Origin of the sequence: Chitinophaga sp. CF418 (assembly GCF_900142925.1) — a bacterium.
Classification (GTDB): Bacteria; Bacteroidota; Bacteroidia; order Chitinophagales; family Chitinophagaceae; genus Chitinophaga.
Window position 1 is genome coordinate 877,245 of sequence record NZ_FRCN01000001.1, and the last position, 18,941, is coordinate 896,185.

Sequence of the window (18,941 nt, forward strand, 5' to 3'; positions counted from 1 at the left end):
TTATCTTCAGTAACTTTGCAGTACAGGTCTGGTTTAACCAGTGAGAACAAGGTTCGATTTTTTATATCAGCGGCGTAGTTCCGTTTATTCCAATCCTATGAATATGAAAAGAATTTCTACATCCCTATTGCTATCCGCAGTACTCTCTCTCTCGGCTGCCGGACAAAACTACAAACAGGATTTTGAGAAATTGTGCGTCAGTGGAGACACTGCCAAACAACGTACCCTTTTAGTGAAATGGGAGAAGGCCAAGCCCAATGATGCCGAGTTATACATCGCCTATTTTAACTACTACGTAACAAAGAGTAAAACTGAGGTGGTGACCATCAATCACACCGCCAATGGCTCTAATGCGTTGAAAGCCGGCAAAAACGGTGACCCTGCCGGATATACCAGCGAGGTAGGTTATAAAAAAGAACCGCTGAACAAAGGCTTCAAATATATCAATACCGGTATCTCCAAGTTTCCCAACAGACTGGATATGCGCTTTGGCAAGATCTACATGCTGGGAGAGAACTATAATTATACCTACCTGACCAAAGAGCTGGTAAGCGCCATCAACTATGGTCATACCATTGATAATAAATGGAAATGGGCCGACAACAAAACCCTGGACAAACCGGAACAGTTCATGCTGAACGCTGTACAGGAATATGTGGCACAGATCTATAATGTGGGTAAGAGCCAGGCTGACAATATGAAGCTGATCTCTGAAACGGTATTGAAATACTATCCCAAACATGTAGAAAGCCTCTCTGACCTCGGTCTGGCCTATACACTGAAGGAAGACCTGGACAATGCACTGAAAACTTTACTGAAGGCTAATGCTATCGCTCCTAAAGATTTCATCGTATTGAACAATATCGCGAATATCTATTCAAAGAAAGGAGATGATGAAAACGCGATCAAATACTATGAACAGGCGCAGAAATATGGCGATCAGGAAGCTAAAGACCTGGCCAGCAACGAAATCAAGCGCATAAACGCCAAGAAGCCGGTTCCTAAAGCAACTATGCCTAAAGCTGCTACCGCAAAGGCATCTACGGAAAAAGCAAGCGCTACCAAACCATCCGCTGCGAAAACAACCGCGAAGGCCAAAACAACAGCTGATAAATCAACAACTTCGAAATCGACAACATCCAAGTCAACCGCTGCTAAAAGCACCGGAAAGACTACAAGTAAAAAGCCTTCCAAGAACTAGGCTCAGAAGGCTTTTACCGGCAAAAAGAAGATTGCATTTATTTAATAGACTGCAGCAAATTACAGAACTCCAGTTTTTCATCTGAAGTCAAAAATGAATTGGCAATCGTTTCATTAATTAAGTCGCTGGTCAGGGAAAATTCATCGTAAAGGTCATTTTGTTCCACTCCGTACTTTTTGGCCGTTGAATAGCGCACTGCTACCAGGATTTCTTTAGAGGGGACTTTCTTTTCCACCAGTAAAGGTCTGATAGAATACAGCATTTCATTGTTGGCAATTTCTATCTTTTTCTGATAGTCAGATTTACCATGCCTGGCGAAGTACTGCCTGGTAATCAGGTAAACAATCAGGGAAAGTAGTACACCGAAGATTGCGGTAAAGACAGTGTTTTCAGGTAAGTGTATCATAAATGGTTATGAGAGCTTAAAATGTGTATAATACATTATCAACATACACAATATATGTGATGCAGATTCTAATAAAGCACTGATTTATTGTGTGTTTCAACAAGGTTATATACCGCTCTCCGGTCAAGTGACTGTTAATCAGTATACATTATAAAATATACTCACAGAAACAAAAATGAGTAATACCACTCCATATTGATGGAAAAATATTGGGTATTTAAAACAAATGCCCCTGACACACAAGCAATCAGGAGCATTTGACATTATAAAGTTTGCCGACCTATTTCAGAGAAACAACAACCATCACCGGGAAGTGATCGGAAGGCTCACGGGCCACATATTTGTTGATAGACACTTCTTTCGGGAAATTAGCTGCATTCACTTTTTCTTCACCTTCATCTGATACCACAGGGCCACGGTAAGTATCCGTCAGGATACCATACTTTTCCACACGGAATTGTTTGGTCAGGAAGATATGATCTATTCTGCTATCAGTCTTTCCATTGGGATCAAATGCGTTGAAAGTACCATTCTCTGCGTAACGGATAGCGGTTGTTTCATAGGCGTCTTTCAGCAGTCCGGAAGTATTGATGAGCGTATACGATTCACTATGCTGATCTACGTTAAAGTCGCCGGTCAGGATAGTAGGAATATTACCAGCCATCTTTTTCACCTTGTCCATCACCAGTTTGGCGCTTTCTGCACGGGCCTTTACGCCCACATGATCCATGTGCAGGTTGAAGAGATAAAAGGTTAACCCTGTCTTTATTTCTTTGAATTTACCCCAGGAACAGATCCTTGGCAATACGGCATCCCAACCTTTATTGGGCCTGTCAGTCACTTCAGACATCCAGAAGTCGCCATTTTCCAGCAGTTTGAATTTCCTTGTATTATAAAAGATCGCGGAGTGTTCTCCTGCCTGCTTGCCATCATCCCTGCCTATTCCCACATAAGCGTATCCCGGAAGGCTGTCTTTAAGATTTTCCAGCTGGTGGTGCATACATTCCTGGGTACCAAAGATATCAAAGCCGTGAAAACGTATCATGGAAGCAACTACAGGCAAACGCTGCTTCCAGCCATTACCTTCGGCGGCATCTTCCTTGTTGTTGTCATTACGCATGTTGTAAGTCGCCACCGTGATCGTTTGTGCCATCACGGCATAGGAAAGCACGGTAAAAACTGCTATGAGGAGCATCCTTCTTTTCATCTGCATCTCGATTTTTTATAATAAGCATTAAAATTTCACTAACCATTCCCAACCAGGATTTCCGCCCCAATTTCGTCTAAACTGCAGGTCTGTATATGGGATTGGGTAACAATATCACTGAAGAACATCAGCCTCATGGAGCTCATATTTGTATACCCGCTGTAAGTATAATAAAATACAGGCTGAGCTGCAATGATTTTTCCATTACTGGTCAGGAGCAGGCATTTACGGAAAGATCTTTGAGGAAGAAATACCAGAAAATATAGTGGATGAAAAAAATCGCATTCCTGACATTCCTACTGACATAGGGTTGTCACAAGGCGGTGGTTACTTTGTTTCAGAAACAACAAAAACACACAATCATGGAACTCATTCAATCTCTCCTTAAAGAAATGGAACAGGAAGCACAGACAACCCGTAAGATGCTTTCCATCATCCCCAATGATAAGTTCAACTGGCAGCCCCATCCCAAAAGTATGTCTATTATCAGGTTGGCCACCCATATTGCAGAGCTGCCTACCTGGGTAAGCATGGTACTGACCACAGAAGAGCTGGATTTCGCAGCCAACCCATACACTCCAAAGGTTATCAACAATGTGGATGAACTGCTGGCCTATTTCGAAGAATCACTGGCAGATGGTAAGGCTCATCTTGAAAAAGCTAACCTCTCCCAGTTCGACGAAAAATGGACATTAAGGAACGGTGATGATATTTATGATGTGTCGCTAAAAGGAGAAGTGATCCGTATGGCATACTGCCAGATCGTGCACCACAGAGCACAATTAGGTGTATTCCTGCGCCTGCTGGATATTCCAATTCCAGGCAGTTATGGTCCAAGCGCAGATGAACAGTTTACAGTAGCAGTAGTGGATACTCCGGCCTTATAAACGAACGTTACAACGGAAATCAACAATTATCAATCAGGAACTGAGAGCAGCCGCCATTCGCCTCAGTTCCTGATTCACATAGCTCCACGAGGAGCTATGTGTGTTTGTTACAACCGGCTTGTACCACTTTAATATTTCTTTGGCGATCTTTGTACTGTTGCGGCTATCATGGAAGAGGAAACACATAGAAAACAACGGAAGATCATTCATATAGATATGGATGCATTTTATGCATCCGTTGAGCAACGGGACAATCCTGATTACCGGGGTAAGGCAATTGCCGTGGGAGGCTCTCCCGAAGGCCGTGGCGGTGTAGTGGCTACCGCCAGTTATGAAGCAAGGAAGTTCGGTGTCCGTTCCGCTATGCCTTCCAAAAGAGCCTTGCAGTTATGTCCGGATATTATTTTCGTCAGGCCAAGATTTGATGTATACAAGGAAGTCTCCCGTAAGATACGTGAGATCTTCAGCCGTCATACCGATATTATAGAACCCCTCTCCCTCGATGAAGCCTATCTCGATGTAACGGAAGACAAACAACAGATTGGCTCTGCCATAGAAATTGCGAAACTGATCAAGCTGGCGATCAGAGAAGAACTGCAACTCACAGCTTCAGCAGGTGTATCCGTAAATAAATTCGTAGCCAAGATAGCTTCTGACCTGAACAAACCGGACGGACTTACCTTTATCGGTCCTTCCTCTATTGAGACATTCATGGAAAAACTACCCGTAGAGAAGTTCCATGGCGTAGGCAGGGTCACGGCGGACAAGATGAAAAGAATGGGGCTACATACCGGGGCGGATCTGAAGCGGCTGTCAGAAAACGATCTGAAACAGCATTTTGGTAAACCCGGCGCGTTTTACTACCGCATCGTGCGCGGCATAGACGACCGCGAGGTACAACCTCACCGGGAGACCAAATCCCTGGGCGCAGAAGACACCTTTCCCTTCGATCTTACCAAAACGGAGGAGATGTATGCAGAACTGGAAAAGATCGCTATAACGGTCTATGAACGGCTAAAACGATATGGTCTGAAGGGCCGCACCATTACCCTCAAGATAAAATACAGCGATTTCCGCCAGATCACCCGCAACCAGTCATTCCCATTTCCCGTGGGAGACTTTGATAAAATACTGGAAACAGCTAAACAGCTGTTGTTATCCACAGAACCGGAAGATAAACCAGTCAGACTGCTGGGCATCTCTTTGTCCAATTTCGGAGAGGTGATCCCGGTAACGGGGCGTTCGGGGAACCCGGCGCAGTTGTCCTTGTTTGATGAGGAATAAGCATAAATCACGAATGCCGCCTCACCCCTCAGGACAAGACGGCATTCGCTATCGTTTATGGAACCGCATTGAGATCAATGCGAGCTTAAGTACGTTTAGTTTGGATAACCAGGATTCTGTGCCAGGTTTACATTGTTAGCGCGCTGGTTCTGAGGTATCGCGAATAATGTTCTGAAGCCTTCTGTCGCCTTGTGATCCCACCAGGTAGCAGTAGTGAATTTGTCCCAACGGATCAACACCTGACGGCGATACCCCTCGAAGATGAATTCACGGCCAATTTCTGCCAGCAGTTCGTCCATGGTCAGTGTAGTGGTGGTATATTTGTGTGCGTCCCATACTTTCTTATCAAAAGCACGCTGCCGAACAACATTTATCAGGTCTACAGCTTCCTGAGTAGCTACCCCGCCATTCTTGCGCATCAACGCCTCTGCTTTCGCATAGTATACCCATGATAAGCGATATACTGCCCAATCAGTACTTCTGTAGTGAGGATCTTTCATTGAGCCCAGTTTGTATTTATTAAAACGTACACCACTGTTTTCTTCACCCTCTGTCATATTGGAGACAGTGCTATTTGCTTTATTTCTCTGGATGTTGTCTACAAATACCAGTTGCTCGCCATCGTATTCGTTACCGGTAGTGATAACAGGTATTGTGTCCGCACTGTCATATTCCCATTGCGGACCTTCCAGTATCCATTCCTTTTTGCGTTTATCTGCAGCATCAAATGTGGTGTATACACCAGGAATAACCACTACGCCATCATTACCATTACGATCGTTTCCATTGATCTTACCCTGTACGAAGTGATAGAAATCACCGGTCCATGATGGAGTGAAGTCAGAGATCTGAAAATCGTAGGCAATCGAAAAAATGTTCTCTTTGGCGATATTGCTGTTATCGGGAGCATAGGTATCAATCAGGTTCGTATCAAGTGCCAGTCCACCATTTACCCCACCGGCTCCACCATGAATCAGATTATCGGCTGCAGCAATACAATCATCCCAACGCGCGGTACCTGACCATTTTTCTGCATTCAGGTACAGTTCCACCAGCATCGCATAAGCACCCTCTTTAGACATACGGCCCAATAACGCTTTAGACAAATGAGGCGCTTTATCTATGTTATCTTTGATCTCCTTTTCAACAAATTCGAATACTTCCTTCCGAGTAGCAGTAGCAGGGCTGGTTGGCTCACCTACTTTAGTGATGATAGGTACATTACCCCAGAGGTCCATGATGCGGAGATAATGGAAAGCACGCAATAATCTCAGTTCGGAAGTATATCCGTCCTTTTCTGTCTGTGTTAGTCCCATAGCACTTGCATCACGCTTCTCTAGATTTTCAATTGCGGTGGTACAAAAACCAGTTCCCACCCACACTAACCTCCAACAATCTCTTATTGGACCATCATCAACAGTCCAGGTATGATAGTGCAGGCGGATCCAGTTACCACCATCATAACCATGACGTCCTTTCTGAGGCCAGGCCAGCTGGTCAGCTGACAGTTCACTTAATCTCCACCAACCATTCTGCCCCGAGGGTGTGATCCATGCATTGGCATGCGTGTATGGTCTCAATACGGCAGATATTACTTCATTCTTATTATTATAGAATTCATCTGTCGCGATCTGATCGTATAAATTTTCCGACAGATCTGTACAGCTGTTTGCTAAAACAGGCAGTAAGGCCAGCGCTACATATGTAGCTATTTTTCTAAATTGTTTCATTCCCTAATCTTTTAATTTTTTAGAAGCCTACATTAAGACCAAACATGAATGATCTTGTGCTCATGTAAGGAGTACGGTTATCACTGTTGTTCAAAGCATCGATACCTGGGTTCAGGCCGGTGTCTTTAATGAAGTCAGGATCATTACCGGAATATCCTGTAATAGTAGCCAGGTTACCGCCGGTGAAGTAGATTCTCATGTTGTGGATGTACTTGTTGCCTTTGAAAGGAACATTGTAGCCCAGTGTTACCTCATCCAGTTTCATATAACCGCCATTCTCGATATAGTAGCTGGAATACTGATAACCATCTTTCAGTGCAGCATGTTTGGTAAATGCTGAGTGCAATACGTTGTTGGGCAGCTGTTTTTTAGTACCATAGAACATCTCCATAGTGTTCAGCACCTGATATCCCATGCGGCCACGCATGAACACACGGAAGTCCCAGTTTTTATATTTAAAGCTATTGGTCACTGACAGGTAATACTTAGGAATAGCGTTTCCGATCACAGCGAAATCTGTTTCACTGTTTAGCTGATCAGCAGATGCTTTTGTCCCATCTTTTTTGTAGAACTGCCACAGGCCATCTTGTGTTAAACCAGCGAAACGTTTGCCATAGAAGTTGCCAAGCTTACCACCTTCATAGGTGCGGATAGCGTAACCCAATGCTCCAAATCCACCGATGCCAGCATACTCTTTGAAAGTGGCTTTGTATAGACTGCTGGAAAATTTCTCAAGCTTCGTTGTGGCAGTGCTGAAAGCCACATCGGTACTCCAGCGGAAATCTTTCATGTCAACATTTATGGAATTGATGGTAATCTCAAACCCATTTGATTTTAGCGTACCTACGTTTGCATAAACGTTATCTGTTACAAAGGGAGGCAACTGAGCTGTAAATGATTCAAGCACGTCTGAAGTCTTACGGGTAAAGACATCAACCGAACCAGTTAAACGACCTCTGAGGAAACCATAATCCACACCCACGTTCAACTCAGCCTTTTTCTCCCATTTAAGATCAGGATTAGGGTTCTTGTTAGGACCATATGTCTGGCGCCATACACCATCCGGGTTGATATAGTTACCACCGGTTCCCATTGTCACCAGAGAGCTATAGTTATTAATACCAGAGTTACCTGTCACACCATAACCAGCCCTTAATTTCAACTGATCGATGAATGTTACATCACTCATGAAAGACTCTTCTTTCATATTCCAACCAGCGGAGATTGCCGGGAAGTTACCCCATTTGTTATTGGCACCAAAGCGGGAAGAACCTTCACGACGCAGAATTGCGGACAACATGTATTTTGTGCCGAATGCATAGTTTACTCTTCCGAAGAATGCTACAAGGGTATTATCATTTTTGTAGCTACCCATGCCCGCTTTACCAAGTTTCAACTGGTTACCAGCATTCAGGTTATTTTCCTCGAACCTATCATTCACAAAACCGTAGTTATTAGCATTGAAACCCTGATTTACTTCATAACGATAGCTGTAACCACCAATTGCGGTAATGTTATGCTTGTTATTGAGGCTGATGTTATATTCTATAGTTGGTTCCAAGGCATATTTATTAGACATCTCATTGTTCTGGGAAGCATACCCGGACCCCTGATAGCTTTCTTTAGACAGTTCTGAAGCAAGATCAGCGTATGCACCGTCAGTCCAGCTATCACGTTGCAGGGAACCAAACAGCGACGCTTTTAGACCTTTGATGAGGTCCAGTGTTACTTTAGCATCACCGGAAGTAGTCTGTTGCTGACGCATGTTGGTTTGCTGATACAGACGGGCCAGTTCATTGGTGCTGGTTGTTTCGAAGTACCAGGAACCATCTGCATTATATGGAGAATAAGTAGGCTGGAATGCATAATATCCCGCCAGGTTACCACCATCTGTCAAACGGTTAGCTTTATTAAAGTTAGTGGCTAAGTTGATCTGAGTAGTCAAACGGTCATTCAGTCCCTTTGAGACAATACTCAGACGGCCACCATACTGACGACGTGCATTCTCTTTCAGTATACCTTCCAGATTCTGGTAGTACATACTTGCGCGGTAAGTGGAATTTTCATTACCACCAGACACTGCCAGGTTGTGATATTGGGAAAGATTTGCATGGTCTACCAGCAGATCTACGAAATCGGTTCTGTGTCCTTTATCTTCTGCAACAATTTCACCACTTGCAATTTTAGCAGCAAATTCATCAGCAGTTAGAAAATCAGGCCTGCGTTGTACATATTCCTTACGGAAATAAGTATTGTAATCTACGCGGGCAGGACCTTTTCTACCTCGTTTAGTGGTTACCAGGATTACACCACCATTTGCCTGTGTACCATATATCGCAGCAGCAGAGCCATCTTTCAGTACAGAGATAGATTCGATATCATCCTGTTGCAACAGATCAAGGTTACCATTTGGAATACCATCAATTACGACTAACGGCGACAGAGAACCTGTTAAAGATGTAACGCCACGTAACTGAATAGCCACGCCGGTATTAGGGTTGGTACCACCCAGACGGGAGATCTGCAGACCAGCTACTTTACCCTGTACCAGGTCGAGCGCATTACGTGCACCACTCTGTCTGAAATCTTCAGCAGTAATGGAAGTAACAGCGGAAGTTACTTCTGATTTTTTCTGCGTGCCATATCCTACTACCACTACATCTTTTAGTGCAGTAACATCTGCAGATAAACTAACATTCGTTGTTCCGGAAGCAGTGATAGGCAGTTCCTCTCTTTTGTAACCAACAAATGTAAAAATCAATGTAGTAGCACCTTGTGGCGCTTCCAGCTTATAACTTCCGTCGGGACCTGTTTGTGTTCCCTTAGTGGAACCTTTGACCTGTACTGTAACACCAGGTAAGGGAGTATTTCCCGGAGTCTCTGTGACTTTACCGGTGATAATTCGGGATTGGGAAAATGCAACCAGCGACAGGAGTAGCATCCATAGGCTGTGTAGAGATACCCGAGAAAGAAATGAGAATCCTCTCTTCATATACTTAAATTTTGGTATTAGGCTAACTGTTGCGACAATAACATCCTGTTACGCTCCCTGCCCTTTGCAGCGGAGGTTTAAATGTTATGACAATAAGTTTCCGTTACACTCCCTGCATCTGCAGTGGAGGTTCAAATGTTACGACAATAAAGTCCTGTTACGCTCTCTGCATCTGCAGCGAGGTTTAAATGTTACGGCAATAAAGTCTTGTTACGCTCGCTGCACTGCAGCGAAGGTGTAAATAGAGATCCCAAAACGAAAGCAGGAGGTTGCGCCTGTTTTCGTTCCTGGCGATTCTGGTTTTAGTAAGTAAAAAGGCTTTTGTAAATGAATTAATAAGTTCAATAGTTCTATAACGTCAGCTCTGGACAAACAACGCCCGCATTTAGCGTATCTGTCCCCTTTTTCATTACGTTTAAATTCCTGATTACGTCAGAATAATTCCCTGGATAGCTACATACAGATTAAGTAAAATCGATTTAGCAATCTGAGGTAAAAATAGAGAACTTTTTAACAAAGTGAAATGGAAACAGGGGGTTTTGATTTACGTTAACAATGTTTAATGTTCATTAACAATTAATGCATTATAAGAATCATGCCAGTGAGCAAACATAGATCTGTCAACAATTTTATCTTGTGACCAGGTGCTTTATTTTTTAGTAGTTAAGCTCAATAATTATTGGCCGACAGATGAAAGCTTCCATCAGTTTTTGGCAGTATCTTATGAAGTAACAAACAATAAAAACCAATTACAGACCTTTAAACTTCCTATCAGTTTTGAGAGTATGCTACCTGATGGCCAGAACGATAAAAAGCAGTCAGTGGCCATTAAACTTTATATCAGTTTTTGTGAACATTAATCAGACAACAAACAATAAAAAGTAATTATGGATTAACAAGTGTTTTTGCAGTTACTAACAACTGGCCAGTGTGCCGCATGGTATGTTCCGCTGCATGAAATAACAGCCCCATTACTGTAGAGGGCAATTGCTTTCTGCCTACTCCGCGGAAATCAGTCAGACTATTTTCATCTGTAACTTTTAAAGTGGTAATAGCTGCTGCTATCTGTACATCCAGTGCATTCAACAGGCCGCTGATTGTCACAACCGCTGCCTGCTTACCTTCTTCTGCCAGATAGCCCAGCTGTGCAACCGACAATGGCTGTCCTGCTGCATACGTGAACAACCTATCCAGCACTCCGGTGATATGCTGCAGATGAAATCCTACTGATGCCACTCCTGCAGGTTGCTGCCATAGTAAGGTCTCAGGAAAATTTTCCATCAGCGCATGTATCTCTTCCTGCGCCTGTAACAGTGTGTGTGCCACAGGTTGCAGCAAGGCGGGAATTCCTTCTACCGGTCCACGCATCCATACTTCGGGTTGTTTCATGATGATATCAGGTTTAAAAGATCAATACTCATTTCTTTCCCAGCTTCAACACCACATGTTTAATATTCTCACGATTGTACGTATAAGTAATATGTAACAGTCCGTCTTTAGTCTGGATAACAGCCGGGTAGCTAAACTCCCCTTTGGGCTGTTTCACCAGTTCATACACATCGTTCCAGTGTTCCCCATCTTTTGATACCGCCACCCGCAGTTCATTTCTTCCCAGCCACCAGTCTTTACCGGCTATGGCTGGATTATATACCAGCACCTGAAGGCCCTTCCGCGTGGTCACAGCATCAATACCGGAATTGGGGTTCTTGATACGCTGCCTGGTCAGGGGCGACCAGGTCTGCCCATTATCATCCGACCAGGTCTGGACAATCACATTCTGACGGCTCCTGCATACCATTTGCAGGCGATTTCCGGCATGGAACAGTATCGAGGGCTGTATTACCCCAAATGTATCGCAATCTATCGCTATACGCTTCCAATTATGCCCTGTACTGTCTGAAACCTCCATATGTATAAGCCATTGTTTCTCGTCCAGACTTTCTGTACTGGAAGGATGAAGAATACTGCCATCTGCCAGTTGCACCGGTTTATTTTTGATCGGTCCCAGGATATCGTCCGGCAACCGTTCAGCGGGAGACCAGGTATGGCCGTTGTCAGTGCTGGATTGCATGAGCCCCCACCATTCACGGGGATTAGGCCCTACTTTATAGAACAAAAGTATCCTGCCGGCGTGGGTGGTGAGCAATACCGGGTTCCAGGCGGCATACCGGGTGGAATCATTCACAATGCCGGTGGCGACAATAACCGGTGCAGACCACGTCCCCTTCTGAAAACGGGAAGTATAAATACAAACATCAGGTGCGCTTTCCCTGCTGCCTCCAAACCAGGCTGCCAGGAGTTCCCCTCCCGGCAGTTCCGTAATGGTGGACGCATGGGCCGCCGGTACGGGCGGGTGCTGCATGATAAATTCGTCCGTTACCAGTACCGCTTTCTGCTGCGCTGATGCCCGCAATAATAAGGCGATGACCAGCCCGGCTGTGAGAAGATATCTTTTCATTGTACGCTGCTATAAAATTGACAAGGCCACAAAGATAACAATGTCTGCCATTGTTAGCTTTGTGGCCTTGCCCCCCATCTAAATTATAATTCTTAAAGCCTGTCTGTTATTCTTTCATCCAGAAGATTTTTGCGTCACGTTTATCTTTTGCTCTCACTACATCATCATAGCTGCTGTTATAAGCTACCTCACTTGCAGGATAAAGGAACCTGGTAGGAGGCATTTCATAACCAGCCCGTGGTGCAGGAACTGTATATACCTGCGGATAACCGGTGCGGCGCCATTCAGCCCACGCTTGTCTTGCCTGCAGCACGTTAAAATGCAGCCATTTCTGTGTCCAGATTTTTGCAAGCTTCGTATTGGAATCACCCGAATAAGCAATAGAAGGCTGCGTCAGGAACTGGCTGATTGTGATCGATGATGGCATTGTCAACCCTTCGCGGTTATTAGGGTTCTGGTTATACAGGAAATTTATGAATGCGATCGCCTGACGAATACCCAGTTCATAGCTGGCCTGCGCGGTACCGCCTGTCAGTCCCCAACGTTCGAACGCCTCTGCTTTCAGGAAGTTCACCTCAGAAGCAGACATATAAATACCCGGCAGCTTACCATTGGTCAGGAAAGTAGTGGAGTCATATATTGCAAAATAAGTGAGACTGTCACCCTGGAGAATTGCGGTGTTGTTCATCGCAACGTACTCCTTGTTAGGTTTCCCTTCCTTAGTGGTATTCTTGTCAAACATAAACGGAATACGGGGATCATTTGATGGTTTCATTACCGTATTCAGCATATAATCGGGTGCAATCTGCCCTCTGATCTCTGTGAATGAAGCCATTGGTGTATTCGTATAGTTTGTCAGCTGATACAATAATATATCAGTACTTGCAGGGCTATAGTTCTCACCCACTCCATCTCCGTCCACCAGCGGATAGAGGATCGGATTTGCCAGGATCTCCTGTATTTCTGTTCTTGCTCTTGCTTCATCCACATCGGAAATACGCATCAGATAGCGCAGACGGATCGAATTCACATAACGGCGCCATTTATCGATACTTCCTTTCATCAGGTAATCCTGCGCACTGAAAGACGCAGTTGCAATTGCATTTGGTGTAGTACCGGTAAACCAGTCAGCAACATCCTTCAGACCGATCAGTACTGTATCGTACAGTTCCTTCTGATCCTGAAATTTTGCATTTGAAATGGTATTATTTATATCCAGTGATCCAGCCTCTGTGTAAGGAATATCTCCAAACATATCGATCATCTGTGCGGTCTGGTCCAGCAGCAATGCCTTTCCTGCCATCATGAAGATCTGGAAGTTCGGGCGCTCATCAAGTGGCAGGTTACTGTACAACCGCTGCATGGTACGATACTGAGCCACAACTCCATTACCTGTATTATAGTTCAGGTCAGTACCCTGATTACTTGGAGTGTAATAGTCATTCCACAGATCCTGCACAGGACCGGCAGGCTGAAGATATCTATCCTCCTTGGTGTCCAGTGTAGCTGTCTGGCAAAATGCAGCAATCATTGGAAGAGCAATCGTACGCATTTCCGTATAGTTAGGTCTTGCGCGGTTATTATCCTCTATGGATGAAAATAATTTCTCAATAGTAGGATTAGTTGTCTTGTCAGGATCAACGTAGTAATCATCAAGCTGGCTTTTGCAACCTACCATACCAATGGCAAGGGCGGCGAAATAACCTATGTTTATTAATGTTTTCTTCATAATCATAACTGTTTGTAGCAAGTCACAATAAATTAATTAGAAACTGGCGTTTAAGCTGAAACCATAGCTGCGGGTAGCACCGGAAGAACCTTCATCTATACCTTGTTTTAACCAGCTACCACCCATTGGCGCTTCAGGATCAAGATTCTTCATAGTTCTGTAAACGTACATGAGGTTTCTTCCTATCAGCGACAGACGCAGGCTCTGTAAATGCAATTTAGCTGCGGCTCCTTTTGAAATGGTGTAGGACAGTACCAGCTCACGCAATTTTGCGTAGTTATTCTTTTGTACGGCCGGATCATTCCAGGCTTGAGAATCATCATCAAACATATTCACGTAGTAATATCCTGCCTGAATGAGTTTAGTGTTTGGCTGACCATCATCAGTTACACCTTTCAGTATCATACCGTCATGATAAATCGGTCCATTTGGAGGAACAGTTGTATGGCTTGGCAGCTGAACCATCTGACCGGCTGTATTAATATAATATGGGATACCGCCATGTTCCTCATCACGTCCCTGCAGTGTGCTCTTATACATACCAGCGCCGGTCTGATATTTCAGCGGCGTAGATACGATCTTTCCGCCAAAACGGTAATCGATCATGAAGTCGAGTGACAGGTTATGGTAGTTAATAGTGTTCGCGAAACCACCTACAATTTTAGGAAGCAGGTTACCTACTTTCTCATATTTCGTCTCGTCAATAGCATATACACCCTGAGCGTTGATCACGAAATTACCTTTGCCATCCGTTTTGCGGGGGTACATATAAATGTTACCAATCGGCTGACCTTTCTCGGCTACCACTTTCAGGGCGTTCCTTGCTACGTACAGCATAACGATCTGGTTTACACCTGGTGTCAGCGCTTCAACACTGGATGTATTTGTTGCAAAGTTCAGACGGCTGGTCCATTTGATCTTCCTTGACACAGGAGTGGCAGTCAACGCTACCTCCAGACCTTTACTGTGCAACTCACCTACGTTGGTGATCCTTGTGTTCGCACCATTACTTACAGCAACGTTCAAACGCATCAACAGGTCGGTCACACGGCTGTCATAGTAAGAGATGTCCACACCCAGGCGGTTATTGAGCATTTTTACTTCTGTACCGAGTTCCAGTTCTTTTTTCTTCTCTGACTTCAGTGACTCGTTACCGTAATTGCTCTGCGCTATCAACAGCGGCACAGAACCTTTAACTGAAGAAACCGGTTTCTGCGTATAAGTAACATTCGATTCAAACGGAGGAGGAGCATTACCTACGAGACCGTAAGAAGCACGTACCTTACCATAAGAGAAGATTGTTGGCAGATGGAAAGCTTCAGTAAAGACGAAGCTCGTGTTCATAGACGGATAGAAGTAACTGTTATTGCCGGCAGGAAGTGTTGAGGAATACTCCTGACGGGCAGTACCTTCCAGGAATAAGTAGTTCATATAACTCAGGTTCATGATACCCAGGTAAGCGTATTTAAACGCGCCACTACGCTGTTCTGAAGTATTCTGAATATTGTAGGAGTTATTGATACTGAACCAGTTTGCGGTAACCAGACCACCATTGGTAGATGAATTCTGGTCGCTGTATTGCTCTTTACGTGTCTGCAGACCAGCGCTGACTGAATAACCAAATTTCCTTGATTCCTCATCTCTTGCAAAGGTTAACAACTGGTCACTATAAAAAATAGAATAGCGTCCTTTGGCTACTGCATACTGACCAGTGCTGGATCCTGCATTGAACGCAATAGGATACTCGTTGTATTTCTTGGTTTCAATATTGATGCTTGTGAAGTCATTACCTACCCTGGTACGGAATTTCAGGCCTTTTGCCAGATCAATGTTCAATGTTACGCTGGACAATAAACGGTCCTGCTTTTCAATCTCCTGGTTACGCAGCTGATACCAAAGGAGATTCAGCACTTCTGACGGACGTATGTTATATTTTAACGCCTCATCAGGGTTGTACTGTGGCTTATCATATGGCACCCATTTATATCCTTTGGAAGTCTTAAACTTATCAAAGATGATCCCCATATCTTCCGCACGGGAGAAGAACCCGTTGTAATCGTTGAAGATACGAGCCATCTGCATCGGACGGTTGGTGATCTTTGTATTTACATAACCACCCACAACATCCAGGCTGATTTTGTTATGCAGCTTAATGGTACTGTTCAGGTTAAAGGTGTTACGCTGCTGATCACCGCCTATCTGAATACCTTTGTAGTCATTACGGGTATAAGAAAAACGGTAATTTGCTTTTTCTGTCATGTTCGAAAGGGATACATTCAAATTTGAATTGTATCCCTTCTGAAAGAGTTGTTTATAGTTGTCGGGTTGGGGTGAATAAGGATGCATACTACCATCCCACCAGGGGACCATCTGTCCGTCCATCTTCGGACCAAACTGGCCCCAGGCTCTAAAGTAAGGCCTTACCGTTCCATCAGTTCCTATGGGCACCCAACCTGCAGCGTTTGTATTTGAGCCGGCTGAAGTTCTGTCATACCCCGGGCCATAAACATTTTGATACTGAGGAGCAAACGCGATTCTCTCTGCGGTATGCGAATAGTTCAGATCAACTCCCAAACCTCTTCCTTTCATACCTTTCTTGGTAGTAATTACCACAACACCACTCGCCGCATCAGAACCATACAGAGCGGTAGCACTTGCACCTTTCAATACGGTCAGACTTTCAATGTCTGCAGGGTTGATATCCAGGATACCGTTACCACGGATACGGTTATCAGCCCAGTAGTCAGCATTGTTTGTACCTGCCGCACCTTTTTCGTTGTTGTTCCTGATCTGCACACCATCAACTACATACAGCGGTTGCGTATTGTAGTTGAGGGAGTTCACACCACGTATCTGTAAGTTCACCGCACTGGTAGCACCACCGGGAGCAGTAGTGATCTTCACACCAGCAGCCTTACCATATAAGGCAGAGGCAAAGTTGGTGGCGCCAGCGGCAGTGATCTGTTCAGAAGTGATAGTACTTACTGCGTATCCGAGAGCCTTTTGCTCTCTTTTGATACCCAGTGCAGTTACTACCACTTCATTCATCATTTTTTCATTTGGCTGCAGCGTGATAGTGATAGCGGTTTTACCATTTACAGGAATTTCCTGTGTTTTAAAACCTACATATGACACTAACAATACTGCATCATCCGGAACGCTAATGGTAAATGCACCATTTTCATCCGTTGCTACCCCATCAGAAGTCCCTTTGATCTTTACAGAAGCCCCGATCAAAGCCTCACCAGTCTGGTCCAATACCTTACCGGTAACTTTAATTGCTTTTAGCTGAGCGCCTTTCGGCATAATAACAATCAGATTGTTGGACAGTTCCTGGTAAGTATAACCGGAATTGTTCAATATCAGATCCATTACTGTAGTGATCTGTGCGTCTTTTACGTTAATATCTACTTTGCTGTCACTCGGAATGTTCCTGTTGCTGAACATGAAACGGTAGTCGCTTTGACTTTCAATTACAGTCAGCACCTTCTTAAATTCAACATCACGGAGGTTAAGAGTGATCTTCGTTGCGCGGGAACCCGCCAGTACGTTCAGACTCATGGTAAGCATTAGTCCTAGTACCAAATTCATAAGTAGCATTGGCTTTAAAAGCCCGTAAGGGATCTTTACGCCCCTGGGGCGTAGGATAAACGTCATAACTTAGATGTTAAGGGTGATTAAAGTCTTTCAAATGTCAGGATTCGTTCAAAAAACCATTCATTCAAGGATATAAGTTTCTTTGCCGGGCAGGTACCATTTAAAAACGGTGCCTGCTTTATCTAGTAGTAGTCGATCTCTTTTCCCATAGACAAAATTTTAGGCGTTAATACTTTGTTTCTGGTGAAATGAACGAGCGAATACATACGGTGTAATCATAGACATAGGTATCGGCTTTATAGGGTCCTCATCTCACCTTTCAATGTTTGAAAGGATACTTTAAAATCGTTTTTCTTTTTCCGTACTTTCCTGATTAATATATAACTATCGTCGAATCTTCTATTCTGTAACTGAAGTCTTCCGTCAGGTGCAGTGCGTTAAATGCTTCCACTACTGTTTCACCCTCCAGGATACCGGTAAATCTCAGCTGTTTCATACCACTCCGGTTAAAACGGATGCTGACATTATACCAGCGTTCCATCCGCCTTGCAAGTGATTCAAAATCTTCATCCTGGAAAACCAGTTTGTTCTGCAGCCAGGATGTTTCCATGATCACAGTATCCTTTTGCTGGAAGTAAGTCAGTGTAGTTAAAGCCGGTGCAGCATCTTTCAGGCTTACTGACTTCTTTTTCCTGGGGTCATCATTGTTTACGACCAGTTTCTGAGATGGTTTCAGTACAATCTTCTCAGAAGGATTGTCTGCCACCGTTACTTCTATTGCCCCTTTCAACAGGGTTGCTTCTGTTGACGTTTCGTTAGGATAGGATTTTACGTTGAAAGCTGTACCCAGCACTTTAATATCCATATTATTGGCATGGATGATGAAAGGCTTCTGCGCGTCGCTGTGCACATCAAAGAAAGCTTCCCCTGTCAGGTACACTTCACGGCTTTCCTGCGGGAAATTAGCAGCATATTCCAGCTTACTGTCCGCATTCAGCGTAACCCGCGTGCCATCCTCCATCATAAAGGTGGATTTCTCCCCTTTAGAGGTATACTTGGCTACAAGCGGCTCATGCAGTGAGTTGTAATAGTACACGCCGGCAGAGATCAGGAGCGCTACCGCAGCAGCAACACCAGACATCCATACCAGGCGGCCTTTACCGCGTACTGGAGTCATCAGTGGCTCAATGACCAGCTTACCGGCTTCTTTCTCCAATTCACTGATACGCGTTTGCACATTAGAAAAAAGTCCTCTGCTGTCAATATGATCATGATGATTCTGGGCCCAGTACATGCGGAACAGCTCATACTGTCTGGCGAAGACAGCATCCTCACTCATGATATGTTTCAGTTCCTGGCCTTCTTCTGGTGTTGAATCACCAGCCAGGTCCTTTATAACAATTTCAAAAAAACGTTCACTCATTGTCCGATGGAATAACCCTTTGTATAT

At 44.3% G+C, this 18,941-nt stretch carries 12 protein-coding genes; 3 read left to right on the plus strand and 9 right to left on the minus strand.

Translation table 11 applies throughout. From position 1 onward, the window contains the following. The first annotated feature begins 103 nt into the window (after nucleotides 1-103). Complete coding sequence (locus F3I09_RS03635) at nucleotides 104-1,201, plus strand: tetratricopeptide repeat protein (protein ID WP_188133668.1); 1,098 nt, start codon at nucleotides 104-106, stop codon at nucleotides 1,199-1,201. 37 nt (nucleotides 1,202-1,238) lie between these two features. Here F3I09_RS03635 and F3I09_RS03640 read toward each other — a convergent pair whose 3' ends face one another. Beyond that, complete coding sequence (locus F3I09_RS03640) at nucleotides 1,239-1,607, minus strand: hypothetical protein (RefSeq protein WP_149693669.1); 369 nt, start codon at nucleotides 1,605-1,607, stop codon at nucleotides 1,239-1,241. A gap of 280 nt (nucleotides 1,608-1,887) precedes the next feature. Then, on the minus strand, nucleotides 1,888-2,814 hold the full coding sequence (locus F3I09_RS03645) for an endonuclease/exonuclease/phosphatase family protein (RefSeq protein ID WP_149693670.1): 927 nt from the start codon (nucleotides 2,812-2,814) through the stop codon (nucleotides 1,888-1,890). A gap of 362 nt (nucleotides 2,815-3,176) precedes the next feature. On the opposite strand from F3I09_RS03645, the gene F3I09_RS03650 reads away from it, so the two are divergent. Then, a complete protein-coding gene (locus F3I09_RS03650) occupies nucleotides 3,177-3,701 on the plus strand; it encodes a DinB family protein (RefSeq protein ID WP_149693671.1) in 525 nt (174 codons plus the stop codon). A gap of 168 nt (nucleotides 3,702-3,869) precedes the next feature. Further along, entirely contained in the window at nucleotides 3,870-4,985 is a 1,116-nt protein-coding gene (gene dinB, locus F3I09_RS03655) for a DNA polymerase IV (RefSeq protein WP_149693672.1), read from the plus strand. Nucleotides 4,986-5,080: 95 nt separating this feature from the next. On the opposite strand, the gene F3I09_RS03660 is transcribed toward dinB, so the two are convergent. From F3I09_RS03660 to F3I09_RS03690, 7 genes are all read right to left on the minus strand, one after another. Beyond that, a complete protein-coding gene (locus tag F3I09_RS03660; RefSeq protein WP_149693673.1) occupies nucleotides 5,081-6,715 on the minus strand; it encodes a RagB/SusD family nutrient uptake outer membrane protein in 1,635 nt (544 codons plus the stop codon). A 19-nt stretch (nucleotides 6,716-6,734) separates the two neighbouring features. Further along, nucleotides 6,735-9,707 carry a SusC/RagA family TonB-linked outer membrane protein gene (locus F3I09_RS03665; protein ID WP_223233120.1) on the minus strand — a complete coding sequence of 991 codons (2,973 nt, stop codon included), beginning with the start codon at nucleotides 9,705-9,707 and terminating at the stop codon, nucleotides 6,735-6,737. 885 nt (nucleotides 9,708-10,592) lie between these two features. Next, entirely contained in the window at nucleotides 10,593-11,096 is a 504-nt protein-coding gene (locus tag F3I09_RS03670) for a DinB family protein (protein WP_149693674.1), read from the minus strand. Nucleotides 11,097-11,124: 28 nt separating this feature from the next. Beyond that, complete coding sequence (locus tag F3I09_RS03675) at nucleotides 11,125-12,165, minus strand: exo-alpha-sialidase (RefSeq protein ID WP_149693675.1); 1,041 nt, start codon at nucleotides 12,163-12,165, stop codon at nucleotides 11,125-11,127. Nucleotides 12,166-12,271: 106 nt separating this feature from the next. Continuing rightward, complete coding sequence (locus F3I09_RS03680) at nucleotides 12,272-13,894, minus strand: SusD/RagB family nutrient-binding outer membrane lipoprotein (RefSeq protein WP_188133669.1); 1,623 nt, start codon at nucleotides 13,892-13,894, stop codon at nucleotides 12,272-12,274. A 36-nt stretch (nucleotides 13,895-13,930) separates the two neighbouring features. Continuing rightward, nucleotides 13,931-17,485 (minus strand): SusC/RagA family TonB-linked outer membrane protein, encoded by a 3,555-nt coding sequence (locus F3I09_RS03685; RefSeq protein WP_149693677.1) that lies wholly within the window; start codon nucleotides 17,483-17,485, stop codon nucleotides 13,931-13,933. A 379-nt stretch (nucleotides 17,486-17,864) separates the two neighbouring features. Continuing rightward, a complete protein-coding gene (locus F3I09_RS03690; protein WP_188133670.1) occupies nucleotides 17,865-18,914 on the minus strand; it encodes a FecR family protein in 1,050 nt (349 codons plus the stop codon). Nucleotides 18,915-18,941 lie beyond the last annotated feature (27 nt).